The organism is Kitasatospora sp. NPDC088391 (assembly GCF_044753345.1).
Lineage (GTDB): Bacteria > Actinomycetota > Actinomycetes > Streptomycetales > Streptomycetaceae > Kitasatospora.
Genome location: NZ_JBIVNB010000005.1, coordinates 131824 through 153981, shown reverse-complemented (window position 1 = coordinate 153981; position 22158 = coordinate 131824). Strand labels below are relative to the sequence as shown.

Sequence of the window (22158 nt, the reverse complement as noted above, 5' to 3'; positions counted from 1 at the left end):
CGCACGCCCCCTGACGGCCGATCAGGCCCCGGTGTCCTTCTGCCGGTCCGCCGCCGGTCCGGTGGCGGCCTCCTTCTCGGCCTTCTCGGCCTTCTCGGCGGCCTCCTTCTCGGCTTCCTTCTCCGCCGCCTTCTCGGCCTTCTGCTGGGCCTTGCGGTCGGCGTCCGCGACCTTCTTCTCCTCCGCGAGCTGCCGCTTGGCGGCGGTCGCGTAGATGTCGACGTACTCCTGGCCGGACAGCCGCATGATCTCGTACATCACCTCGTCGGTGACCGAGCGCAGGATGAACCGGTCGTTCTCCATGCCCTGGTAGCGGGAGAAGTCCAGCGGGCGGCCGATCCGGATGCCGGGCCGGACGCCGAAGTTGGGCATCACCTGGCCGGGCGGCTGCACCTTCTCGGTGTCGATCATCGCGACCGGGATCACCGGGGCGCCGGTGGCCAGCGCGACCCGGGCCAGGCCGCCGACCTTGCCGCGGTACAGCTTGCCGTCGGGCGAGCGGGTGCCCTCCGGGTAGACGCCGAAGATCTCGCCGCGCTCGATCACCGCGATGCCGCTGCGGATCGCCGCCTCGCCGGCGCCGCGGGCGCCCGAGCGGTCCACCGGCAGCTGGCCGACGCCCTTGAAGAACGCGGCGGTCAGCCGGCCCTTCAGGCCGGGGGTGGTGAAGTACTCGGCCTTCGCGATGAACGTCACCCGGCGCTTGAGCAGGGCGGGCAGGAAGAACGAGTCCGAGAAGGACAGGTGGTTGCTGGCGAGGATGGCCGGACCGTCGTCCGGGATGTTCTCCTCGCCCTCCATCCACGGCCGGAAGAAGATCCGCAGCAGCGGTGCGACGATCATCTTCATCAGTCGGTAGAACAACCGGGGCCTCCTGTTGTGCGGACCGGACGATCGTAATGCCTGCGCCCGCCGCCCCGTGCACCGGCGAACCGTGCGCGCCCGTACCGGGCCTCTGTACGGGGCATCGTGCCCGTGGGACCATCGAGCCACCCTCACCCTGCCCGCACCTCCAGGAGTCCTGCATGCCGCTGTTGCCGGGAGCCGAGCCGTTCCGCCGTCCGGGCGGGCCGGTCGGCGTGCTGCTGGTCCACGGTTTCACCGGTTCCCCGCAGTCCATGCGCCCGTGGGCCGAGCACCTGGCCGACGCCGGGCTCGCGGTCTCGGTGCCGCTGCTGCCCGGTCACGGCACCCGCTGGCAGGACCTCCAGCCGACCCGCTGGGAGGACTGGTACGCCACCGTCGAGACGGCCTTCGAGGAACTCGCCGCCGAGTGCGGGCAGGTCTTCGTCTGCGCGCTGTCGATGGGCTGCGCGCTGACCCTGAAGCTCGCCGAGAAGCACGGCGACCGGATCACCGGACTGGTGCTCGTCAACCCCTCGGTGCGTTCCGACAACCCCGGGACGGTGCTTCTTCCGGTGCTCCGCCACCTGCTGCCGACGCTGCCCGGGGTGGCCGGCGACATCGCCCGGCCGGGCGCGGTCGAGGTCGGCTACGACCGGGTGCCGCTGCACGCCGCCTGGTCGCTGGCCCGGCTGTGGCGGAGCGTCCAGGAGGGAATGCCGGCGGTCACCCGGCCGGTTCTGCTGTTGCACAGTCCGCAGGACCACGTCGTCTCGCCGCGCAACTCGGCGACGGTGCTCGCCCGGATATCCTCGACCGATGTGACGGAGCTGCTGCTGGAACGCAGCTACCACGTGGCCACGCTGGACCACGACGCCGGTCTGATCTTCGGGGCGAGCCTCGACTTCGTCCGGCGGCTGGCCCCGGCAGCGGCGGTCGATGCCGGGAACCACTCGGGCTGAAAGGCCGAATGTGAACGAGACCAGCAAGGCGAACGACGACGAGGACCTGCCCCGCGACGGCGCGGCGCCCGCCGACTCCCCCGCCGAGGCCCCGGAGGCCGCGCCCGCCCCGGCCCCGCGCCGCCCGGCCGCGGGCAGCCAGGCCGAGCAGGACGCGATCTTCGCCGCGCTGGTCGCCCAGTTCGACGACCCGGTCGACCTCACCGACCCGGCCTGGCCGGAGATCGAGAACCTGCGGGCGCAGAACGAGCGCCCCGCCCCCCCGGCCCCCGGCCCCGCCGGTCTCGGCGACTTCACCCCCCGCCCGGTGCCACGTCCCGAGGACGGCCGGAACTACTCGCTGGCCGAGGACGAGGACGAGGGCCACTTCGTCCCGCCGGAGCCGCCGCCGCTGCCGCCCGCCGACACCACCGCCAAGTTCGCCTGGCTGGCCGTGCTCGGCGGGCCCGCGCTGCTGCTGTTCGACGCCGTGGTCTGGCGCGAGGTCTCCGGCTGGCCCGCCTGGGTGGGCTTCCTGGCCTTCCTCGGCGGCTTCGGCACCCTGGTGTCCCGGATGAAGGACCGCGACGAGGACGAGCCGGAGGACCCGGGCGGCGGCGCGGTCGTCTGAACTCCCCGGCCGCGCCCGGGTGTTACGGGGCGGGGATGCGCAGCGCGGCCAGCACCGGCAGGTGGTCGGTGGCCGCCCGCAGGTCCGCCTCGGCGACGCCCGGCAGCGGGTAGGGCACCCCGCAGCCCAGCACCTCGACGTCCGGGGTGGCGAACACCCCGTCGATCCGCTGGTAGGGCTCCTTCGGCACCGAGGTGAACGTCCCGCCCCAGGGAGCCTTCGCGTGCGCGTCGGTCAGTTCCTCGGCCAGCGCGCGCCAACCCGGGCCGTCGGGGTGCTCGTTGAAGTCGCCGGCGATCACCCCCGGCTCGCCGTCGCGGAGTTGACGGCGCAGCAGGTCGAACTGCCGCAGCCGCTCGGCGGGTTCGAGGCTCAGGTGGCAGCTGGTCACCGAGAACGGGCGGGAGCCGCCGATCCGCAGCAGCGCGCCGGCGAAGCCGCGGGCGTGCAGTCCGCGGGTCTTCGGCAGCAGGGTGTCGCGCAGTTCCAGGACGTCCACCCGCATCCGGCCGAGCAGCAGCGGCCCGGCCGCGACCCGGCCGCCGCCGGCCAGGATCACCAGCCCGGTCCTGTGCGCCAGCCAGGCCGCCGCCTTCTCGGTCTTCCAGTACCGGGGCGACTCCTGCACGCACACCACGTCGGGGTCGCAGGCCCGGATCACCCGGGCCAGCGCGACCCGGTCGTCGCGCAGCGACCGCACGTTGTAGCTCAGCACCCGCACCCGCCGCGCCCCGTCCGGTTCCACCCCGGAGGACGCCAGCGCAACCTCAGTGTCCGTCACCTGACCGACAGTAACAGGGTGGTCGCGCGGACAACCACCGGTTCGTCGCGGCGTGGCTCAGATCCGGGCGAGGTCCGCCGCGCCCGCGATGCCGGAGGCCGAACCCATGGACGCCAGCACGACGTTGGCGCGCGGGCGGGCCGGGCCGCCGGTCAGGTAGCGGCCGAAGCTCGCGGTGACCGGGTCGAGCAGCAGGCTCCCGGAGTCGGAGACGCCGCCGCCGAGGACGAAGACGGCCGGGTCGAAGAGCGCGGCGAGGTCGGCCATGCCGCGGCCGAGCCAGTCGGCGAGTTCCGCGTAGCAGGAGAGCGCCAGCGGGTCGCCCTCCTCGGCGGCCTCGGTGATGTGGATGCCGCGGATGGTCTCGGCCACGCCGTCGTTGAGTTCGAGCATCCGCTTGCCGGCGATCGGGTCGGCGGCGGCGCGCTCGCGCCCGTAGCGGCGCAGCGACCGGCCGGAGCCGTACTGCTCCCAGCAGCCGTGGCCGCCGCAGCCGCAGTCGAGGCCGTCGGGGACCATGTTGAGGTGGCCGATCTCGCCGGCCACGCCGAACCGCCCGCGGTGCAGCCGGCCGTCGAGGACGATGCCGCCGCCGATGCCGGTGCCGACGGTGATCAGCACCATGTCCTGGTAGTCGGCGGCCGCGCCGAACCGGAACTCGGCCCAGGCGGCGCAGTTGGCGTCGTTCTCGACGACGGTCGGCAGGCCGGTGAGCTCCTCGACGCGCTGCTTGAGCGGCTCGTTCTCCCAGGCGATGTTCGGGGCCATCAGCACGGTGGAGCGGTCGCTGTCGACGAAGCCGGGGGCGCCGACGCCGACGGCCGCGACGTCGGGGTACTGGTCCTTCAAGTCCCGTACGCCCTGGGCGATCGCGTCGACCGCCCACTGGGGGTCGGCCGGGGTGGGCACCCGGGTCCGGGCCAGGATCTCGCCCGACTCGTCGACGACGCCTGCTGCGATCTTGGTCCCGCCGACGTCCACGCCGATGGTCAGAGCCATGTGTCCCTCAGCTATTCACTCGTTCCCGCTCAGCGGAGACGGTACCGGCTCGGGGGTGCCCACGTATACAGTCCGGCGTACATTATCCGAAGGCATTTCCCGGCGGACTGGTCATGGTGCCTTCAGAAGTCATACCAACGGTACCGTTCGGTAATGTCATGAAGCCGCAGCGTGACGGCATCGGTCCACTTATTTCACTACTTGTCGGACACTCCGTCGGCGCCCGGCCCGGCCCCGTCCAGATCCACCCGTTCGGCCTCCGTCGGTTCGGGTCCGGACCAGCGCCGCTCGTGCCCGGCCACCGCGGCCCGGTACGCGGCCAGCAGCTCCCCGCCGGCCGACGCGAGGTGCCCGTAGACCTCGGGGTTGGACTCGCGCAGCCGGCCGCCGATCTCGACCGCCTTCACCCCCACCGCGGCGGCGAACTTCCGCACCTCGTCCACCAGCGGCGCGAAGTCGCCGCCCCCGCCGGGCTGTTCCGTGCTCATGTCGTGCTCCCGTTCGTCGCTCTCACTGGCCGCGCGGCCACAGCGCGGGGTCGGGCGTGAACCGCACCGACAGCGTCCCGTCCGCCAGCCCGGCCCCGCTGACGGTGCAACGGCGGAGCGCCGACGGGAGTGCCAGCACCCGCCGGTAGCTGCCCACGCCCAGGACCAACTCGTCGCCGCGGCGCAGCAGTTCGAGCTCGGTGCGGTCGGCGCCGGGCAGCGGCAGGTGCCAGACCAGCAGGTTCTCGGCGGCCAGCCGGTCCTCCACCCGGGGCTCGGCGGGGGCCGGCGGATGCGGGGCCCCGTCCGGGTAGAGCCGCTCGGCGAGGGCCGCCAGCGTGCTGTCGCCCTGCCGGGCGGTCAGCACCGGAATGTCGCCCAACTGTTCGGCGACGGCGTCGAGTTGCTCCTGCTGCCGGGCGGCGGTCGCGGCCAGCCAGGGGTCCGGCGAACCGGCCGCGGCGAGCGGCAGCGCGCCGTGCGCGACCACCGCGTCCAGCGGCAGGCCGTGCAGCGCGAGCCCGGCCCGGACCCGGGCCAGCGTGCGCGGCGCGGGGCGGGCGGCGTCCAGCACCAGCCGGACGGTGGTGCCGGGCGCGGTGATCGCGGCAGCGGCGGCGGCCAGCGCGGCGGAGGCCGCGGCCCGGGCCTCGAACAGCCGGTCGGTGGGCATCGGGACGCCGGCCAGCCCGGCCAGCAGCGGGCGCAGCGCCCGGGCGGCCTGCCGCTGCTCGGGCAGCAACCGGGCCAGGTAGCGCTCCAGTTGGGCGGGCAGCGCCAGGGTGGCGATCAGTTCGGCGGGCGGCGGGGCGGCGACCACCAGCACCTCGGCCTTGGCCCGGGGCAGCGCGTGCAGCAGGGCGAGGGCCCGGGTGCCGGGCAGCGGGGCGAGCTCCTCGGGGTCGAGCGGCTGGGCGCCGATCAGGTCGAGGGCGGGGGCGATCCGGTCCCGGCAGCCGTCCAGCGCGGAGCGGAACGCGGCCTGCTCGTCCAGCCGGGCGGCCGTCAGGTGCGGCTCCGGTCCGACCCCGTCGGGGCCGAGCCGGACGCCGAGCAGGTCGTCGAGGACGCGGTGCGGGTCGTCGGCGGCCAGCAGCAGGGTGTCGCTGCCCCGCCGGGCGTGGTGCAGGGCGGTGGCGGCGGCGATCCTCGCGGACTCCGGGCCGCTGACCAGTACGGTGCGGGTGGCCACGGGCCCGGTCAGCCCTCGACGCGCTTCTTCAGGCCGGCCAGCGCGCGGTCGATGATGACCTTCTCCGCCTTCCGCTTGATCATGCCGAGCATCGGGATCTTGACGTCCACGGCCAGCTGGTAGGTGACCTCGGTGGCGTCCGCGCCGCGCGGGGCGAGCGCGTAGGAGCCGTCCAGCGCGCGCAGCATCTGGCTCTGCACCAGGGTCCAGCTGACCTCGCGGTCGCCGTCCCAGGTGTAGGCGAGGACGTGCTCGTCGCGGATCGCCCCGGCGTCCAGCAGCAGCTTGACCTGGGCGGCGCGGCCGTCCGGGCCGTCCTCCAGGACGTGGATCTCCTTCACCTCGCCGGTCCACTCCGGGTAGGCGGCGAAGTCGGCGATCACCGCCATGACCTCGGCCGGGGTGGCGTCGATGACAATGCTCGACCTGGTGTGCTCCGCCATTGCGGCCTCCGCGATCTCCCTGTGCTGCTGTGCGCCCAGCAGAGGCTATCGCGGGCGGGGCCGCGCGATTCCCGCGCGGGCACCTACCGGCGGGTCACCCGCGCTCTGCCGTAGGGTTCCAGTGGTCCATCCGCACTTCCGACCTGCGGTGTGACGATTGGAACACCGGGCCGACCCCCCTGGTCGAACTCACCTACCGGGCAGTAACGTCCAGTCGTCCCGCAGCGTCGCAGACGAGGAGCAGTCTTGCTCGAGGAGTTCAGCCTTCCGGCCCGCTACCAGGTCCCGAGTGACGGCAACCTCGCCGACCTGGTCCACCAGAACGCCGAGCGGCACCCGGGCACCGCCGTCCTCAGCCGCAAGACCGACGGTCGGTGGCAGGACCTCACCGCCGTCCAGTTCCTCGCCGAGGTGCACGCGGTCGCCAAGGGCCTGATCGCCTCCGGCGTCACCCCGGGCGACCGGGTCGCCGTGATGTCCCGCACCCGCTACGAGTGGACGCTGCTCGACTTCGCGATCTGGACGGCCGGCGCGATCACCGTCCCGGTCTACGAGACCTCCTCCGCCGAGCAGGTGCAGTGGATCCTCGGCGACTCCGGCGCGCTCGCCGTGGTCACCGAGACCGACCAGCACGCCGCGGTGGTCGCCGAGGTCCGCGACCGGCTCCCCGGGCTGCGGCACACCTGGCAGATCGAGCGCGACGGCGTCGCCGCCCTCGCCCGGGCCGGGCAGGACGTCCCGGACGCGGACGTCGCCGAGCGCCGGGTGCTCGCCGGGCCCGACTCGATCGCCACCATCGTCTACACCTCCGGCACCACCGGCCGCCCCAAGGGCTGCCAGCTCACCCACGGCAACTTCCTCGCCGAACTGGGCAACGTCACCGCCCGGATGCCCGAGCTGTTCCGCACCGGCGAGTCCTCGGTCCTGCTGTTCCTGCCGCTGGCGCACGTGCTCGGCCGGATCGCCGAGATCGCCGCCGCCATCGCCCCGGTCAAGCTCGGCCACGTCTCCGACATCAAGAACGTCACCGACGAGCTCGGCTCCTTCCGGCCGACCCTGATCCTCGGCGTCCCCCGGGTGTTCGAGAAGGTCTACAACACCGCCCGCGCCAAGGCCCAGGCCGACGGCAAGGGCAAGATCTTCGACCGCGCCGCCGACACCGCCGTCGCCTACAGCCGGGCCCTCGACGCCGGCGGCCCCTCGCTCGGGCTGCGCATCCGGCACGCGGTCTTCGACAAGCTGGTCTACGGCAAGCTCCGCAACGCCCTCGGCGGCCGCTGCAAGACCGCCATCTCCGGCGGCGCCCCGCTCGGCGAGCGGCTCGGCCACTTCTACCGGGGCATCGGCTTCGCCGTGCTGGAGGGCTACGGCCTCACCGAGTCCTGCGCCGCCACCACCTTCAACCCGGACGACAGGCCGAAGATCGGCACCGTCGGCCAGCCGCTGCCCGGCTCCTCGGTCCGGATCGCCGAGGACGGCGAGGTCCTGCTCAAGGGCCCGCAGATCTTCACCGGCTACTGGAACAACCCCACCGCGACCGCCGAGGCCCTCCAGGACGGCTGGTTCGCCACCGGCGACCTCGGCACCCTCGACGACGAGGGCTACCTGCGGATCACCGGCCGCAAGAAGGAGATCATCGTCACGGCCGGCGGCAAGAACGTCGCCCCCGCCGTGATCGAGGACCGGATCCGCGCCCACGCGATCGTCGGCGAGGTCATGGTGGTCGGCGACCGCAAGCCCTTCATCGCCTGCCTGGTCACCGTCGACGACGAGTTCTTCCCGCGCTGGAAGGCCCTCAACGGCAAGCCCGCCGACGCGACGGTCGCCGACCTCCGCGAGGACGCCGACCTGCTCGCCGCCGTCCAGTCCGCGATCGACGACGGCAACCAGGCCGTCTCGCACGCCGAGGCGGTGAAGAAGTTCCGCCTCCTCACCAGCACCTTCACCGAGGCCAGCGGGCACCTCACCCCCTCCCTCAAGCTCAAGCGGAACGTCGTCCTCAAGGACTTCGCCCCCGAGATCGAGGCCCTCTACACGCGCTAGCGCGCCTGCAGCAGTCCCGTGAGGCGCTCCGCGAGCATGTCCCAGCGCCAGGCCGCGTGCACCCAGTCGCGGCCGGCCCCGCCCAGCTCGCGGCGCAGCCCCTCGTCCCCGAGCAGGCGCACCAGGCGCTCCGCGAGCTGCCGCTCCCCGTCCTTCCCGGGCACCACGTAGCCCGTCACGCCCTCCCGGACGGCGTCCGGCGCCCCGCCGGAGTCCCCGGCGACGACCGGCAGGCCGGTCGCGGAGGCCTCCAGGTAGACGATGCCGAGGCCCTCGACGTCCAGGCCGCCGCGCCGGGTGCGGCAGGGCATCGCGAAGACGTCGCCCGCGCCGTAGTGCGCGGGCAGCTCCGCCCAGGGCACCGCGCCGGTGAACACCACCGACGGCCGGACCCCGACGGTGTCGACCAGCTTCTCCAGCTCGGCCCGGTACGGCCCGCCGCCGACGATCAGCAGCACCGCGTCGGGGTGCGCGGCCAGCACCCGCGGCCAGGTCCGGATCAGGGTGTCCTGGCCCTTGCGCGGCACCAGCCGCGAGACGCAGACCACCACCGGCCGGTCGGTGAGCCCGAGCCGGGCCCGGACGGCGGCGCCGCCGGAGTCCGGCCGGAAGGTGGACTCGTCGACGCCGGGCGGCAGTTGGACCATCCGGGCGGCCGCGGCGGGGCCGACCGCCCGGGCGATCCGGGAGCGGGTGTACTCGCCGAGGTAGGTGAGGACGTCGGTGCCGGCCCCGATCCGGCGCAGCAGCTGCGCGGAGCCGGGCAGCTGGGCCCAGGCGGCCTCGTGCCCGTGGGTCATGCCGAGCAGCCGCTCGGCGCCGGCCCGGCGCAGCGCGGGGGCCGCCAGGCCGAGCGGGGCGGCCGCGCCGAACCAGACCGAGGTGCAGCCCTCGGCACGGAGGATCTCGGCGGCACGGCGGGTGACCCGCGGTGTGGGAATCATCATGTTCGTCCGGTCGCGGATCACCGGGAAGGGCTGTTCCGCGTCGAACTTCGCGACCTCGGTGCCGTCCCGCCAGGTGGAGGCGTACACCACGATCGAGCCGCCGGGCTGGCGTACCGCCATGTTGTGGACGAAGGCCTGGATGCCTCCGGGCCTGGGGGGGAAGTCGTTGGTGACGATGAGGGTCTTGTGCATGGCCGCGGCTCGCTCGGTCGGGGGTGCTCGGAGTACCTGTGCGTGGTCCGTACGATAGGTCACCGTGCCCGTGCGCCGGGGCCCGGCCCGCACCGCCGACGGTGGCGGGAGCGGCACCGGCCGGGGCGGTTCGCGCACGGCTCGGTGAATTGCCGGACGGCCCGCGCAACCGCTCGCGGGCGGGTACGGTCCTTACCGGTGTACCCGCCGGCACCGGTCCCGGGGCGCCCGGGGCCGGGCCCCGGTACGCACCCGACGATCCGAAGGAGCGCAGTGGAGTCAGCCCAGGCCGAGCGGCCCGGCAGTCCGGAGTCCCCGGCACTGCCCGCCGTGCCCGCGCCGAGCCGCCGTCCGCTGTGGGCGCTGGGAGCCGGCTGGGTGGTGTCCCGGACCCTGATCGTGCTGGTGGTCGCCGGCGTGCTGCGGCTCGCCAGCACGGACGTGACCGCGGACGTCTCGGTGATCTACCACAGCTGGTACGAGGTGCTGCGCACCGGCACCTTCCCGCTGGACGACGTGACCTGGCAGTACCCGCCGGGCGCGGCGCTGGTGATGCTGGTGCCGGGGCTGCTGCCCTGGTCGTACCTGGTGTCGTTCTGGGTGGTGTGCGGCGTGGTGGACGCGGCCGCGATGGCGCTGCTGATGCGCGCGGGCGTCCGCCGGGGCCGCAGCTACCTGGGCGGCTGGTACTGGGTGGTGGGCGTGCCGCTGCTCGGGCCGACGGTGTACTGCCGCTACGACATCGTCGTGACGGCGCTGGCGATCGCGGGCCTGCTGGTGATGCTGCGCCGTCCGGCGCTCGGCGGGGTGCTGCTGGGCCTGGGCGGGCTGCTGAAGGTGTGGCCGCTGCTGGCGCTGATCGGCACGCCGCGCGGCCGCCGGACCAGGCGGGCGTGGACCTCGGCGGCGGCCTTCGCGGCCGCCCTGGGGTTCCTGCTGACGGCGGGGATGAACGGGGCGTTCGAGTTCCTGAAGTTCCAGTCGGAGCGCGGCATCGAGATCGAGTCGGTGGGCGCGCTGCCGCTGCACTTCGCCAAGCTGGCGGGGTCCTGGCACGGCACCGTGACGATGAACTACGGCTCGGTGGAGTTCCTCGGCCCGTGGGTGCAGGTGATCTCCAAGGTGATGGTGGGCCTGTCGGTGGCCGGTTTCGGCTGGCTGCTGGTGTGGCGCCTGCGGGCGGCCCGCTGGACGACGGCGACCACCTTCGACGCGGCGCTGTGCGCGCTGCTGGTCTTCACGGCGACCAGCCGGGTGATCAGCCCGCAGTACATGATCTGGGTGGTCGGCCTGGCGGCGGTCTGCCTGACGGTGCGCGGCACCAGCCAGCGCCCGGTGGCGGTGCTGGTGCTGGTGACGGCGGTGCTGACCACGCTGGAGTTCCCGATCATGTTCGGGGCGGTGAACCGGAGCGAGCTGGGCGGCGTGCTGGTGCTGACGGCCCGCAACGTGCTGCTGGTGGTGAGCACGGTGCTGTCGGGGTACCGGCTGTGGCGCTCGACCCGCCGCCGGGAGTCGCTGACCACGGTGCTGCTGCCGACCGACCAGGTGACGCCGCAGTACCCGGTCCGGCCGGGCATCGCCTACGAGCAGGACCTGCTGGACGACCTGACCCCGGCCGACCGGGCCTGACCGGGCCGCCCCGAGCCCCCTGCTGCAAGTTTCTGAAAGTCCTTGCAGCAAGGGGCTCCGCGCTGCCACCATCGCCGGATGATCGACTACGACATCCTGATCGTCGGCGGCGTCGGCGTGGACACCATCGTGCGGGTGGACCGGCTGGAGGTCCCGGCGGGCCGCGACTCGGTGGGCGTCCCCCCGGTGCTGGACTACCCGGCGCACACCGGCAACGGCGTCGCCCTCGGCTGCCACGCGCTGGGCCTGCGCACCAAGTTCGCCGACTTCCTGGGCGATGACCCGCAGGGCGCCCTGGTGCTCGCCGAGTACGCCCGGCGCGGCCTGGACTTCAGCCACCTGCCCGCCCCCGCGGGCACCCCGCGCAGCGTCAACCTGGTCGACCGGGACGGCCTGCGGTTCTCCTTCTACGACGGCCGGCACCCGGCGGACGCCCGGCTGCCGCGCGCGTTCTGGCTGCCGCTGCTGGAGCGCTCGGCGCACGTCCACCTGTCGATCACCAACGTCAACCGGGAGATGTACCCGGACATCGAGCGCCTCGGCCGCACCAGCTCCACCGACCTGCACGCCTGGAACGGCGCCGACGAGCACCACCGGTACTACGCGCTCCGCTCGGACGTGGTCTTCCTCTCCGCGGCGCGCCTGGACAACCGCCCGGAGGCGGTGATGCGCGCGGTGCTGGAACAGGGCCGGGCCGAGCTGGTGGTGGCCACCGCGGGCGCGCACGGCTCCTTCCTGCTGACCCGGGCGGACGCCGCGCCCCGTCACTTCCCGGCCGTCGACCCGGGCGCGCCGGTCGTGGACAGCAACGGCGCGGGCGACTCCTTCGTCGCGGGCTTCCTGCGGCAGCGGCTGGCGGGCCGCCCGGCCGAGGAGTGCATGCGGGCGGGCGCGGTCGCCGGGGCCTTCGCCTGCACCACGGCGGGCACCCACACCGCGTTCCTGGGCGCGGCGGGCCTGGACGCCGCGCTGCGCGGCTGACCGGCTCCCGGCGAGCACCCGTCGGCCCCTCAGCTCTTCAGCCGGGCCACCTCGGTGATCCAGTCCTTGGTGAACTCGGCGGTGCCGGTCCCGAGCTGGGCCCGCATCGCGCGGTCCAGGCCGCCGGCGCCGAACTGCCCGACCGTCCGGTAGAGGGCGACCAGCCGGTCCTGGCCCCAGCGGCGGGCGATCAGGTCGCAGGCCAGCCAGGCGAGCTCGTAGGCCTGGGCGATGCCGGCCGAGCCGGCCGCGAAGGCCGTGTCGGCGGGGAGTTCGGCGGGCATCCGCCCGGCCTGCACGTCCTTGGCGAGTTCGGGGGCGATCTGCCGCAGGGTCCGGCCGGTGCCCTGGTAGCCGGTGTAGTCGGCGACGCCCTCGGAGAGCCAGAGCGGGGTCCAGGGCTTGGTGTCGGCCCGGGTGGCGACGTGGGTGGCCTCGTGGGTCACCACCACCCGGCGGCCGAGTTCGCTGAGCTGCCGGTAGGCGTCGGGGTTGACCACGATCCGGTCGGCGGGGGTGTGCACGGGGGCGCCGCCGACCGCCAGGGTGACCGCGGCTATGCCCTGGTAGGCGTCCGCGGAGACGTCCATCCGGGTGGCGAACTGCTGCTCGGTGAGCGGGAGTTCGAGCAGCAGCCGGGACGGGCTCCAGTCGCCCCAGACCTCCCGGACGGTCGGGGCGGCGTGGTCCGCGAGGTCGGCGAGCGCGGCCAGTTCGGCCTCCTCGCCGAGGCCGAGCACCAGGCTGTACCGCCCGTCCACGGCCCGCACCGTGCCGAGGTCCCAGGGGGCGGCGGCACCGGCGGGCGTCTCGCCCGCCACCCGCCAGCCGGCCGGCTCGCGGACCAGCCGGACCCGCCGCTCCAGCAGGGCCGGGTACTCGTCGACGCCCTCGATCCGGTAGCCCAGCTCGGCGGGCACGGTCAGCTCCGCGGCCCCCGGGGCCGGCTCGGCGAAGGAGCCGGGCTTCAGGGTGTACCCGGTGAGCCGCAGCCCGGCGGTGCGGGCGAGCAGGTCCCGGTCGGCCTCCTCGGCCCCGGCCGCGGCGACCGCCGCCAGGCCGGCCGCGTCCCGGCCGAGGACGGCGGCGGCGCGGGCCGCCAGCACCCGGACCACCTCCTCGCGGACGCCGCTCGGGGCCGCCACCGCGGGCGGGAGGACCGCGGCGGGGGCCCGGGACGGCGCGGCGCCGGGCAGCGAGAGCTGGGCCGCGCCGCCCGCGGCCAGCAGCAGGGCGGCCCGCCGGGACAGCGGAGCACCGACCCGCGGCGCCCTCGGCGGCAGGTCGGTGACCAGGGGTTCCTCGGTGAGGCTCAGACCCGCACCACCGAGCTGACCGGCATCGCGCCCACGCTCTCGTAGCGGACCCGGGCGCCGGGGTAGGGCGCGTGCACGACGACGCCCCCGCCGGCGTACATGCCGACGTGGTGCCTGTCGCTGTAGAAGATCACCAGGTCTCCGGGCCGGGCTTCGGCGAGGCTCACCCGCCGGCCGGCCGAGGCCTGTTCCTGCGAGGTCCGCGGCAGGGTCACTCCGGCCTGCCGCCACGCCCAGTACATCAGACCGGAGCAGTCGAAGGTACCGGGGCCGGTCGATCCGTAGACGTACGGCGAGCCGATCTTGGAGATGGCGGCCCGCAGCGCGGCGGCGGCCCGGTCGGAGGAGGGCGGCTGGTCGCCGAGGTCGAGCCGGTCGGTGCCCCGGGTGGCGCGCTGCTCGGCCTCCCGGGCGTCGTCGGCGGCCATCCGGACCCGCTCGGCGGGGGCCAGGCTGTTGAGCAGCCGCTGCGCCTTGCCGAGCCGGTCCCGGACTTCGTCCTTGGCGGCGGCCAGGTGCTGCCGGACGCCCTCCAGCTCGGCCAGCTTGGCCGTGGTCTCCTGCCGGCGCTGGTCCAACCGGCGCTGCCGGTCGGCGAGTTCGTGCAGCGCGTCGTCCTGCCGGGCGGTGGCCTGGTCGAGCGAGCGGGCCCCGGCCAGGTAGGCGGCGGGGTCGTTGTCGAGCATCAGCCGCACCGAGGGGTCGAGGCCCTGGGCCCGGTACTGGGCGGCGGCGACGGCGGCCAGGTCGCCGCGCATCCGGTTCAGCTCGTCCTGCCCGGCGGCGACCTGGTTCTGCAGCGAGCCGGCCTCCGACTGCAGGCGCTTGAGCTGCTCCTGCGCGGCGTTGTACGTCTCGGAGGACCGTTCGGCCTCCTCGTAGAGCTGGTCGACCTGGGTCTTGACCTCGCTGCGGCCCGGCGGGTCGGCCGGGGCGAGCGGGGCGGCGGTCGCCGCGCCGACGGTGAGGCCGAGCGCCCCGGTCGCGGCGGCGGTCAGCGCCAGGGCGCGGGCGAGGCGCTGGACACCGGGCAGTGGGGGGCGACGATGCACGGACACGCGCGACGACTCCGTTCCTGCGGCCGGCCTCCGCCGCCGCCCGTGGATCGGGCGGCCGTCCTCGCGGGGGCCCGGGGGCAGAGGTTAGCGAGTCAGGTCGATCCAGTCCAAACCCCGACAGCACCGAATATTTGACCGCGAATCGGACATCCGAACGAGAGCGGCCCGGCACCCCGTGCGGGGTACCGGGCCGAGCGCCTCGGACGGACCGTCAGATCCGGACGATCCGGTTGATCGGCATCGAGGTGGCCGACTCGTAGCGGACCTGCGCGCCGGTGTGCGGCGCGTGCACGATCTGGTTGTTGCCGGCGTACATGCCGACGTGGTGCATGTCGCCGTAGTAGATGATCAGGTCGCCCGGACGGGCGTCGGCGATGTTGCTGCCGATGTTGGTGCCCGCGCTCGCCTGGGCCTGCGAGGTGCGCGGGATCGACACGCCGGCCTGCGCGTAGGCCCACTGCATCAGGCCGGAGCAGTCGAAGGTGGTCGGGCCGGTGGCGCCGTACGAGTACCAGCTGCCGAGCTTCGAGGTCGCCGCGCCGAGCGCGTTGCCGGAGAAGCCGCTGGGCGCGGGGGTGTTCAGGTCCGGGCGGGCGGTGTCCCGGGAGGCCCGCTCGGCCTGCGTCCGGGAGTCGGAGGCGGCCTTGGCCTCGGCGGCCGCGAGGTCGTCGCGCTCCTTCTGGGTGAGCGTGTTGAGCAGGTCGCGGGCCTGGGCGAGCTTGGCCTGGATGTCGTCCTTGTCGGCCTTCAGCGCCTTGGTGGTGGTGTCCAGCTCGGCGAGCTTGGACTCCGCCTCCTTGCGCTGGGTGTCGAGCTTGGCCTGCTCGGCCTTGAAGCTCTTCAGCAGGTCCGCCTGGGTGGAGCCGACGGCGTTCAGCGTGCCGGCCTGCCCGAGGAAGGCGTCGGGGGTGCTGGAGAGCATCAGCTGCATGGTCTGCGAGACGTTGCCGGTCCGGTACTGCTCGCCCGCGATCCCGGCCAGGCTCTGCTGGACGGTGGTGACCTGGTCCTGCTGGCGGGCCAGCTGGTCCTGCAACTGCCCGACCTGCTTCTGCAGTTCCTGCTGCTTCTCGACCGCGCCGTTGTAGCTCTCGGTCTTGACCTCGGCCTGCTCGTTGAGCTGGTCGACCTGCTGCTTGACCTGGTCCTTGGTCGGCGCCGGGTCGGCGTGCGCCCCGCCCTGGGCGGAGAGCGCCACCGCGGTGGCCGCGGCGGCGGTGAGAATCGAGACCCGGGTACGACTGGCGGGCTTGGGACGACGATGGGACGCCACGAAGGCGGACTCCTTCTTCCTCACACCGCCTACCGGGTGAGCTGACGGGTTCGGGCCGGAAGAAGCCCTACGATGCCTCACCGCCCGCCGAGGCGGCCGGACCTGGCACCGATTCACCCCGGGGGAACGTGGTTCCCCGGCTCCGTTCGACAGCACCCCGGCTGGGGTATCCCCGTCGGCAGACCCGGTGTTGACGGTCTGCCCGCTGCGTCACGGACTCGGCGGCGACCTCCGCCGCCGCCCCCCTTGGGCGATCGACTCTGCGGTGGTCGAGGTAAGACCCTAGTAACCGATCCGTGATCCGTTCAAATCCTTGTCGGAAAAAAATCTGATTCTGTATCAAATTCTTTTGAGAATATGACCGACCGTGATCACAAAGTTACCCAGCGCGTGATCCATTCCGCGATTCGGCCCGGAAACGCGACGCCGGGCGTGTCGCAGATCACAGCAGGATCTCGACCGCCCGGGCGTGTCACATCGCGTCAATTGTCGCCCCCTGGGGGCATATGTCCGATTCTTCGGACCGTCAGGACCGGACCCGTCCGGGTCAGACCCGGCGGATGGTGGAGATCGGCATCGCGTCGACCTTCATCACCTTCACCACGTCGCCGGTGTGCGGGGCGTGCACCACCATGCCGTTGCCGATGTACATGCCGACGTGGTGCTGGTCGCCGTAGTAGATGACCAGGTCGCCGGGGAGCGCGTTGGACCAGTCCTTGCCCACGTTGGTGCCGTAGCTGCCCTGCGCCTGCGAGGTACGCGGCAGGCCGACGCCGGCCTGCTTGTACGCCCACACCATCAGGCCGGAGCAGTCGAAGGTGCTCGGGCCGGTGGCGCCCCACACGTACGCCGCGCCCTGCTTGCTGAGCGCCGCCGCCACCGCGGTCGCGGCGTAGCCGCTGGCCGGCGGGAGGGTGGAGGGGTCGATCCGGGTGGTGCCGCGCGAGGCCGCGCCGTCGGTGCCGCGCAGGATGGCCGCGCGGTCGGCGGCGGAGAGCTGGTTGAGCAGCTTCTGCGCCTCCTGCAGCTTGGTCTGGACGTCCTTCTTGGCGTCGTTCAGCGCCTGGGTCTGGCCGTCCAGCTCGTGCAGGACCTGGGCGGCCTCCTCCTTCTGCTGGTCCAGGCGGCGCTGCTGGTCCTTGAGCGACTTCAGCGTCTCGGCCTGGGTGCTGGCGGCCTGGTCGAAGGAGGCGGCCTGGGTGAGGTACTTGTCCGGGTCGGAGGAGAGCATCAGCTGCATCGACGGGTCGACGCCGCCCTGCCGGTACTGGTCCCCCGCCACCGCCGCCAGCCCGGAGGCCAGTTCGGTCAGCTGCTCCTGGCTGCGGGCCACCTGGTCCTGCAGCTGGTCGGCCTGCTTGCGCAGCTGGTCGGCCCGGTCCTTGGCGCCGTTGTACTTCTCGGCGGCCTGCTCCTGCTCGTCCAGCAGCTTGTCGACCTGCGCCTTGACCTCGTCCTTGCTCGGCTGCGCGGGCGCGGCGTGCGCACTCACCTGGGCCGACAGGGCGACCGCGGTCGCGGCGGCAGCGGTGAGCACGGAGACCCGCGCACGGCTCGGCTGCTTGGGACGGCGGTGGGAGGCCAAGGGAGGCTCCTTCTTCCTGCTGGACTCACCCGGGGGAGTGATAGTCCGGAATATAGGTTTGACGCCAGACCCTAGTGAAGTCCCTCTCCCGCGTCCACTCCCGGAACGGTCCCGGAGCGCTTCCCGACCCGCCTTCACGACACCGACACACTCCGGTCACCGAGCGGTGTCCTGACGGGACGTCATCCCAGCTCAGCTGCGGGACAGCCGGTTCAGCAGCAGCACCGAGGCGACCGGCCGGGCCCCCGCCTTGCGCACCCCGTCCGCGACCTCCTTGTCGGCCGAGACCACCACCACCGGCCGCCCCTGCGGCTCGGCCCGGACCAGCCGGCGGATCAGCTCGTCCGCGGTCTCCCCGGTGCGGCTGAACCGCACCCGCACCCCGCGCGGCGGCGCGATGATCACCGGAACGTCCAGGTCCTGGCCGTCGAACACGCAGGTCACCTCGGCCTGGGTGCGCTGGGCCAGCATCGCCAGCCCGCCCAGCAGCCTCATCCGCTGCTGCTCCAGCGGCAGTTGGGGGTAGCCGGTCTTGGTGACGTTGTAGCCGTCCACCACCAGGTGGACCTGCGGGATGGCCAGCAGCTGGTCCAGCAGCGCCGGGTCGTCCTCGGCCAGCCCGCGCCGGGCCACGTCGTGCGGCGAGGCCGAGCCGGGCTCGACCGCCTCCACCAGGTCGGCCGGGCGCAGCGCCGTCACCGGCAGCGCCAGCTCCCGCTGCAGGCCCTGCGCGGACTGCAGCACGGTGTCCAGCAGCAGGCGCAGCCGCATGTCCTCGACGGTGCGGCCCTCGCGGGCGGTGCGGCGGCCGCTCTCCACCGCGGCCTCCAGCTCGGCGAGCCGGTGCCGCAGCCGGCGGGACTCGCTCTCGGCGGCGCTGCGCTCGGCCGCGGCAGCCGCCTTCACGGCCTCCAGCTCCCCGGCCAGCCGCCGGCCCTCGGCCTGCGCCCGGCGGGTGTCGGCCTCCAGCGAGCGGACCTTCTTGCGCAGCGACTCGGCCTCCCGGCGGACGCCCTCGGACTCGGCGCGCTGCCGGTCCGCCTCGGTCCGGGCCGCCGCCCGGACCTCGGCCAGCTCCTCCTGGAACTTCTCGGCCTGCCGGACGGCCTCGGCGGCGGCGCCCTCGGCGTCGACCCGCTCGGCCTCCTCGCCGGCCTCCTCGACCAACCGGGTCCAGTCGGCCGGCCGGACCAGGTAGGCGGCGGCCGCGACGTCCATCGGGTCGGCGGCGGCGGGCGCGCTGCCCGCCTCCAGGGCGCGCACCAGGTCCGGCTGGCCCAGCCGCAGGCGGTCGGCTATCCGGACCCGGAACGCCGGGTCGGACTCCAGCGCGGCCGCCAGCGCGGTGGCCGCGTACTTGGCCCGGCGGGCGGGGGTGAACTTGGCGTACGGGCGCAGCGCGGGCGGGAGTTCGCCCGGGGCGATGGCGCCCAGCGCGTCGGAGGCGATGCCGACCACCCGGCGGCGCACCCCCTCGGGGAGCGGGCGGGAGCCGCCGCCCTCCGCTTCGTGGGTGTCCGGCTCCGCCTCGGGGGTGTCCGGGCCCGGGGCGGGCGCGGTCCCGTCCGGGCCCGCGGGCGCGTTCACTGCCTCCGCCACTGTCCTCGGCTCCGATCCTGGTCCGGGCGGTCCCTCCCGGCGGGCGCCGGGCGGGGGGTCGTTCCGCCGCTGCTGTCGATTGTCCCGTCTACCGTGCCGCACCGACACCACCCCCCGCCGACGCGGCCGCCCCGCGCCCCCGGTCCGGGCGGACGGGGGCGCGGGGCGGTGGGGTGCGGGTCAGCCCTGCTCGGCGGTGCCGTCCGCGGGCTCCTCGGCGCCCGGACGGGCCACCAGCTCGACCTGGTCGACGGCGTTGCACCAGCGGCAGCGGACCGACTCGATGGTCTCCGCGAGCACCTGGGTCTCCTCGACCTTGGACTCGCCCGCGAGGTCGAAGTGCAGGAAGTCGGTCACCCGGGACGAACGGGTGACGTCGAAACGGGTCAGGTTGCCGCACAGGGTGCAGCGCCAGCGGGTCTCGGCGGTCGGCGCGGCAATGGTCATCAGTGTGGTCCCTCTCGGCTGGTCCCGGTTCCGGGCCTCCAGCCTATTGCCTGCGTCCGCGCGGCCGGGTTCCGGTCCACAGCCCGGACGCCCACCCGTCCGGAGCAGCGCCCGGTGTCGGGGGCACGCCCCCGAGGAATGCTGACCGGCATGGTGCTCTCCGCCCCCGCCCGGGCCGGTTCGCCGGCGGCCGAGCGGGCCGTCCGCACCCCGGCCGTCACGTACCTGCTGATCGCGGTGTCCGCGCTGGTCCTGCTGACCGGCCCGTCCGGCCTGAACCCGCTCTACGGCAGCGGCGACGCCCGGGCCTGCGCCGAGCAGCGCTACCAGCACCGCTGGGGCGCGGTCCCCGCCGAGCTGCTGGGCGGGCACCCCCTGACGGCGGCCCAGCTGTCCGCGCTGCCCCCGGCCGCGCCGGGCTGCGTGCTGCCGCCGACCCCGGGCAAGATCCCCGAACTGTCGGTGCTGACCTCGCTGTTCGTGCACGCGGGCTGGGTCCACCTGATCGGCAACCTGCTGTTCCTGTTCGTCTTCGGCCCGGCCGTGGAGGCCCGGCTGGGGCGGTTCCGGTTCCTGGTCGGCTACCTGGCGATCGGCTACCTGGCCACCTACGGCTACGCGCTGGCCGAGGCGCACACCGCGGACGGCACCCGCGCGCTGGTCGGCGCGTCCGGCGCGATCGCCGGGGTGCTGGGGGCCTACCTGCGGCTGTACCCGAAGGCCCGGGTGACCACGCTGGTGCCGCTGCTGCTGTTCCTGCCGCTGCGCTTCCCGGCCTGGCTGGTGCTCGGCCTGTGGTTCGCCCTGCAGTTCTGGTCGGCCACCTCCGGCGGCGACGGGGTGGCGTACCTGGTGCACGTGATCGGCTTCCTGACGGGCTGGCTGTTCGCCTGGGCCGCCCGTCCGGCGGGCGATACCCTGGGCGCACCTTCTCGAACAGGAGTTGCTCAGTGATCACCGCGATCGTCCTCATCAACACCGACGTCGACCGGATCCCCGAGATCGCCGAGGCGATCGCCGCCATCGAGGGCGTCAGCGAGGTCTACTCCGTCACCGGCACCTACGACCTGGTCGCGATGGTCCGGGTCCGCCGGCACGAGGACCTGGCCGACGTGATCCCCGGCCGGCTGAACAAGGTCCCGGGCGTGTCCGGCACCGAGACCCACATCGCCTTCCGCACCTACTCGCAGGTCGACCTGGAGGCCGCGTTCTCGCTCGGCCTGGACGGCTGACTCAGCGCGCGGTGTCGACCACGCAACGGCCGCCCTCGCTGCGGTAGTTCCACTTCGCGCCGTCGCTGACCAGTTCGCGGACGGCGGTCAGGAACCGGTCCACGTGCTCGACGGGGGTGCCGGCGCCGAAACTGACCCGGATCGCGTTCAGGCTGCGCTCCCCGGGCAGCGAGGGCTCCGGCGCCCCGCACTCGCTCGGCCCGGCCTCTTCCCCGCCCAGCAGGGTCCGCACCAGCGGGTGCGCGCAGAACAGGCCGTCCCGGACGCCGATGCCGTACTCGGCCGACAGCGCCGCCGAGAAGTGCGAGCTGTTCCAGCCGCGCACCACGAAGGAGATGACGCCGACCCGGTCGGAGCCCTCGCCGAACAGGTTGAGCACCCGCACCTCGGGGACCTCGGCCAGACCGGCCGTCAGCCGGGCGACCAGCGCCCGCTCCCGCTCCTCCAGCGCGTCGAAGCCCGCCTCGGTGAGCGCCCGGCAGGCCGAGGCGACGGCGTACGCGCCGATCACGTTGGGCGAGCCGGCCTCGTGCCGGGCCGGGCCGCTGTGCCACTCCACCGCCACCGAGCCGTCCAGCTCGCGGGCCACCGTCCGGCTCGCCCCGCCGCCGGCCAGGTACGGCTCCGCCGCGTCCAGCCAGTCCGCGCGGCCCGCCAGCACGCCGGCGCCGAACGGCGCGTACAGCTTGTGGCCGGAGAACGCCACCCAGTCGACGTCCAACTCCCGCACCGAGAGCCGGTGGTGGGGCGCCAGCTGGGCCGCGTCCAGCACCACCCGGGCGCCGTACCGGTGCGCGACCCCGGTCAGCTCGCGGACCGGCCACAGCTCGCCGGTGACGTTCGACGCGCCGGTCACGCAGAACAGCTTCGGCCCGTCCGCCGCGTCCAGCAGCGCCTCCTCCAGCGCGGCCACCGCCTCGGCGTGCGAGCGCGGCGCCCGCAGGTAACGCACCGTCAGGCCCTCGCGGCGCCACGGCAACAGCGAGGCGTGGTGCTCGGTCTCGAACGCGAACACCTCGGTCCCGGCCGGGACCGCCCCCGCCAGCAGGTTCAGCGAGTCGGTGGTCGCCCGGGTGAACACCACCTGGTCGCCGTCCCGCAGGTCCAGGAACTCGGCGACGGTCCGCCGGCTCTGCTCGAACAGGTCCGTCGACAGCTGCGACAGGTAGCCGGCCCCCCGGTGCACCGACCCGTAGTACGGCGCGTAGGCCGCGACGTCGTCCCAGACCCGCTGCAGCGCCGGGGCGCTCGCCGCGTAGTCCAGCGCCGCGTACCCGACCTTCTCCCCCGACGCCAGCGGAACCTCGACGTCCTGGCCCAGCACGGCCAGCGGCTCACAGATCTCGGTGGTCACGGACATGGGTGCACTCCTCCACGGGGTGAGGACCCCGGAGGTGTGCCGTCCGGAAGTCCGCGCTTGCCGCGCGGACGGTTCGCCGCGTGGCCCGGTCCTCACCCAGGGCACCCCGCCACGGACGGAGGGTTGCCGGACAGCGAGCTGGGGCTTCGCGCTGTCACTCATGACCTGATCCAGA

At 74.1% G+C, this 22158-nt stretch carries 21 protein-coding genes and 2 riboswitches; of the genes, 7 read left to right on the top strand and 14 right to left on the bottom strand.

The genetic code is table 11. The features are described from left to right. Positions 1-21: 21 nt before the first annotated feature. Positions 22-849, bottom strand: a complete 828-nt coding sequence (locus ACIQBJ_RS17270; protein WP_400711335.1) for a lysophospholipid acyltransferase family protein — start codon at positions 847-849, stop codon at positions 22-24. Positions 850-1025: 176 nt separating this feature from the next. On the opposite strand from ACIQBJ_RS17270, the gene ACIQBJ_RS17265 reads away from it, so the two are divergent. Both ACIQBJ_RS17265 and ACIQBJ_RS17260 read left to right on the top strand, forming a co-directional pair. After that, positions 1026-1805 carry an alpha/beta hydrolase gene (locus ACIQBJ_RS17265; RefSeq protein WP_400710212.1) on the top strand — a complete coding sequence of 260 codons (780 nt, stop codon included), beginning with the start codon at positions 1026-1028 and terminating at the stop codon, positions 1803-1805. Positions 1806-1815: 10 nt separating this feature from the next. Beyond that, positions 1816-2415, top strand: a complete 600-nt coding sequence (locus ACIQBJ_RS17260; protein WP_400710209.1) for a hypothetical protein — start codon at positions 1816-1818, stop codon at positions 2413-2415. 22 nt (positions 2416-2437) lie between these two features. Here the strand turns inward: ACIQBJ_RS17260 and ACIQBJ_RS17255 are convergent, their stop codons facing one another. The 5 genes from ACIQBJ_RS17255 to ACIQBJ_RS17235 form a co-directional block, all read right to left on the bottom strand. Continuing rightward, complete coding sequence (locus tag ACIQBJ_RS17255) at positions 2438-3196, bottom strand: endonuclease/exonuclease/phosphatase family protein (protein ID WP_400710206.1); 759 nt, start codon at positions 3194-3196, stop codon at positions 2438-2440. 57 nt (positions 3197-3253) lie between these two features. Then, positions 3254-4195: an ROK family glucokinase gene (locus ACIQBJ_RS17250; protein ID WP_400710203.1), complete on the bottom strand. Its 942-nt coding sequence runs from the start codon at positions 4193-4195 to the stop codon at positions 3254-3256. A gap of 197 nt (positions 4196-4392) precedes the next feature. Continuing rightward, positions 4393-4683 (bottom strand): DUF5304 family protein, encoded by a 291-nt coding sequence (locus ACIQBJ_RS17245; protein WP_400710200.1) that lies wholly within the window; start codon positions 4681-4683, stop codon positions 4393-4395. Between the two features lie 22 nt (positions 4684-4705). Further along, complete coding sequence (locus ACIQBJ_RS17240; RefSeq protein ID WP_400710197.1) at positions 4706-5875, bottom strand: ArsA family ATPase; 1170 nt, start codon at positions 5873-5875, stop codon at positions 4706-4708. A gap of 8 nt (positions 5876-5883) precedes the next feature. Continuing rightward, on the bottom strand, positions 5884-6318 hold the full coding sequence (locus ACIQBJ_RS17235) for an SRPBCC family protein (protein ID WP_400710194.1): 435 nt from the start codon (positions 6316-6318) through the stop codon (positions 5884-5886). Between the two features lie 246 nt (positions 6319-6564). Between ACIQBJ_RS17235 and ACIQBJ_RS17230 the strand changes: the two genes are divergently transcribed. Next, positions 6565-8361, top strand: coding sequence for an AMP-dependent synthetase/ligase (locus ACIQBJ_RS17230; RefSeq protein WP_400710191.1), 1797 nt, complete (start codon positions 6565-6567; stop codon positions 8359-8361). Here the strand turns inward: ACIQBJ_RS17230 and ACIQBJ_RS17225 are convergent. Next, the gene (locus tag ACIQBJ_RS17225) at positions 8358-9500 is read right to left on the bottom strand and encodes a glycosyltransferase family 4 protein (RefSeq protein ID WP_400710188.1); all 1143 of its coding nucleotides are present in this window, start codon (positions 9498-9500) and stop codon (positions 8358-8360) included. The two genes, ACIQBJ_RS17230 and ACIQBJ_RS17225, sit on opposite strands and share 4 nt — an antisense overlap. Before the next feature lie 273 nt (positions 9501-9773). Between ACIQBJ_RS17225 and ACIQBJ_RS17220 the strand changes: the two genes are divergently transcribed. Both ACIQBJ_RS17220 and ACIQBJ_RS17215 read left to right on the top strand, forming a co-directional pair. Continuing rightward, positions 9774-11132 (top strand): glycosyltransferase 87 family protein, encoded by a 1359-nt coding sequence (locus ACIQBJ_RS17220; RefSeq protein WP_400710185.1) that lies wholly within the window; start codon positions 9774-9776, stop codon positions 11130-11132. A 78-nt stretch (positions 11133-11210) separates the two neighbouring features. Then, positions 11211-12113 carry a carbohydrate kinase family protein gene (locus ACIQBJ_RS17215; RefSeq protein ID WP_400710183.1) on the top strand — a complete coding sequence of 301 codons (903 nt, stop codon included), beginning with the start codon at positions 11211-11213 and terminating at the stop codon, positions 12111-12113. Positions 12114-12142: 29 nt separating this feature from the next. Here the strand turns inward: ACIQBJ_RS17215 and ACIQBJ_RS17210 are convergent, their stop codons facing one another. The 6 genes from ACIQBJ_RS17210 to ACIQBJ_RS17185 all read right to left on the bottom strand — a co-directional run bounded on the left by ACIQBJ_RS17210 (position 12143) and on the right by ACIQBJ_RS17185 (position 19391). After that, positions 12143-13258: a hypothetical protein gene (locus tag ACIQBJ_RS17210; RefSeq protein WP_400710181.1), complete on the bottom strand. Its 1116-nt coding sequence runs from the start codon at positions 13256-13258 to the stop codon at positions 12143-12145. Positions 13259-13425: 167 nt separating this feature from the next. After that, positions 13426-14487, bottom strand: a complete 1062-nt coding sequence (locus ACIQBJ_RS17205; protein ID WP_400710178.1) for an NlpC/P60 family protein — start codon at positions 14485-14487, stop codon at positions 13426-13428. Between the two features lie 211 nt (positions 14488-14698). Continuing rightward, a complete protein-coding gene (locus ACIQBJ_RS17200; RefSeq protein WP_400710175.1) occupies positions 14699-15760 on the bottom strand; it encodes an NlpC/P60 family protein in 1062 nt (353 codons plus the stop codon). A gap of 10 nt (positions 15761-15770) precedes the next feature. Further along, positions 15771-15933, bottom strand: a riboswitch (cyclic di-AMP (ydaO/yuaA leader). Between the two features lie 374 nt (positions 15934-16307). Beyond that, positions 16308-17345 (bottom strand): NlpC/P60 family protein, encoded by a 1038-nt coding sequence (locus ACIQBJ_RS17195; protein ID WP_400710172.1) that lies wholly within the window; start codon positions 17343-17345, stop codon positions 16308-16310. 192 nt (positions 17346-17537) lie between these two features. After that, positions 17538-18944, bottom strand: coding sequence for an NYN domain-containing protein (locus ACIQBJ_RS17190; protein ID WP_400710169.1), 1407 nt, complete (start codon positions 18942-18944; stop codon positions 17538-17540). Positions 18945-19124: 180 nt separating this feature from the next. Continuing rightward, on the bottom strand, positions 19125-19391 hold the full coding sequence (locus ACIQBJ_RS17185) for a hypothetical protein (protein WP_400710166.1): 267 nt from the start codon (positions 19389-19391) through the stop codon (positions 19125-19127). 150 nt (positions 19392-19541) lie between these two features. Between ACIQBJ_RS17185 and ACIQBJ_RS17180 the strand changes: the two genes are divergently transcribed. After that, positions 19542-20345 carry a rhomboid family intramembrane serine protease gene (locus ACIQBJ_RS17180; RefSeq protein WP_400710163.1) on the top strand — a complete coding sequence of 268 codons (804 nt, stop codon included), beginning with the start codon at positions 19542-19544 and terminating at the stop codon, positions 20343-20345. Continuing rightward, entirely contained in the window at positions 20342-20623 is a 282-nt protein-coding gene (locus ACIQBJ_RS17175; protein ID WP_400710160.1) for an Lrp/AsnC ligand binding domain-containing protein, read from the top strand. The genes ACIQBJ_RS17180 and ACIQBJ_RS17175 overlap by 4 nt, the downstream gene beginning before the upstream one ends. A 1-nt stretch (position 20624) precedes the next feature. On the opposite strand, the gene ACIQBJ_RS17170 is transcribed toward ACIQBJ_RS17175, so the two are convergent. After that, entirely contained in the window at positions 20625-21983 is a 1359-nt protein-coding gene (locus ACIQBJ_RS17170; RefSeq protein ID WP_400710157.1) for an aminotransferase class V-fold PLP-dependent enzyme, read from the bottom strand. 48 nt (positions 21984-22031) lie between these two features. Further along, a riboswitch (SAM riboswitch) is annotated at positions 22032-22149 on the bottom strand. Between the last annotated feature and the right edge of the window lie 9 nt (positions 22150-22158).

What these genes read in the sequence shown, in the direction of transcription:
- ACIQBJ_RS17215 (WP_400710183.1), top strand. Translation starts at nt 11,211, where the DNA reads ATGATCGACTACGACATCCTGATCGTCGGCGGCGTCGGCGTGGACACC.
- ACIQBJ_RS17235 (WP_400710194.1), bottom strand. Translation starts at nt 6,318, where the DNA reads ATGGCGGAGCACACCAGGTCGAGCATTGTCATCGACGCCACCCCGGCC.
- ACIQBJ_RS17225 (WP_400710188.1), bottom strand. Translation starts at nt 9,500, where the DNA reads ATGCACAAGACCCTCATCGTCACCAACGACTTCCCCCCCAGGCCCGGA.
- ACIQBJ_RS17170 (WP_400710157.1), bottom strand. Translation starts at nt 21,983, where the DNA reads ATGTCCGTGACCACCGAGATCTGTGAGCCGCTGGCCGTGCTGGGCCAG.
- ACIQBJ_RS17245 (WP_400710200.1), bottom strand. Translation starts at nt 4,683, where the DNA reads ATGAGCACGGAACAGCCCGGCGGGGGCGGCGACTTCGCGCCGCTGGTG.
- ACIQBJ_RS17265 (WP_400710212.1), top strand. Translation starts at nt 1,026, where the DNA reads ATGCCGCTGTTGCCGGGAGCCGAGCCGTTCCGCCGTCCGGGCGGGCCG.
- ACIQBJ_RS17250 (WP_400710203.1), bottom strand. Translation starts at nt 4,195, where the DNA reads ATGGCTCTGACCATCGGCGTGGACGTCGGCGGGACCAAGATCGCAGCA.
- ACIQBJ_RS17180 (WP_400710163.1), top strand. Translation starts at nt 19,542, where the DNA reads ATGGTGCTCTCCGCCCCCGCCCGGGCCGGTTCGCCGGCGGCCGAGCGG.
- ACIQBJ_RS17270 (WP_400711335.1), bottom strand. Translation starts at nt 849, where the DNA reads ATGAAGATGATCGTCGCACCGCTGCTGCGGATCTTCTTCCGGCCGTGG.
- ACIQBJ_RS17185 (WP_400710166.1), bottom strand. Translation starts at nt 19,391, where the DNA reads ATGACCATTGCCGCGCCGACCGCCGAGACCCGCTGGCGCTGCACCCTG.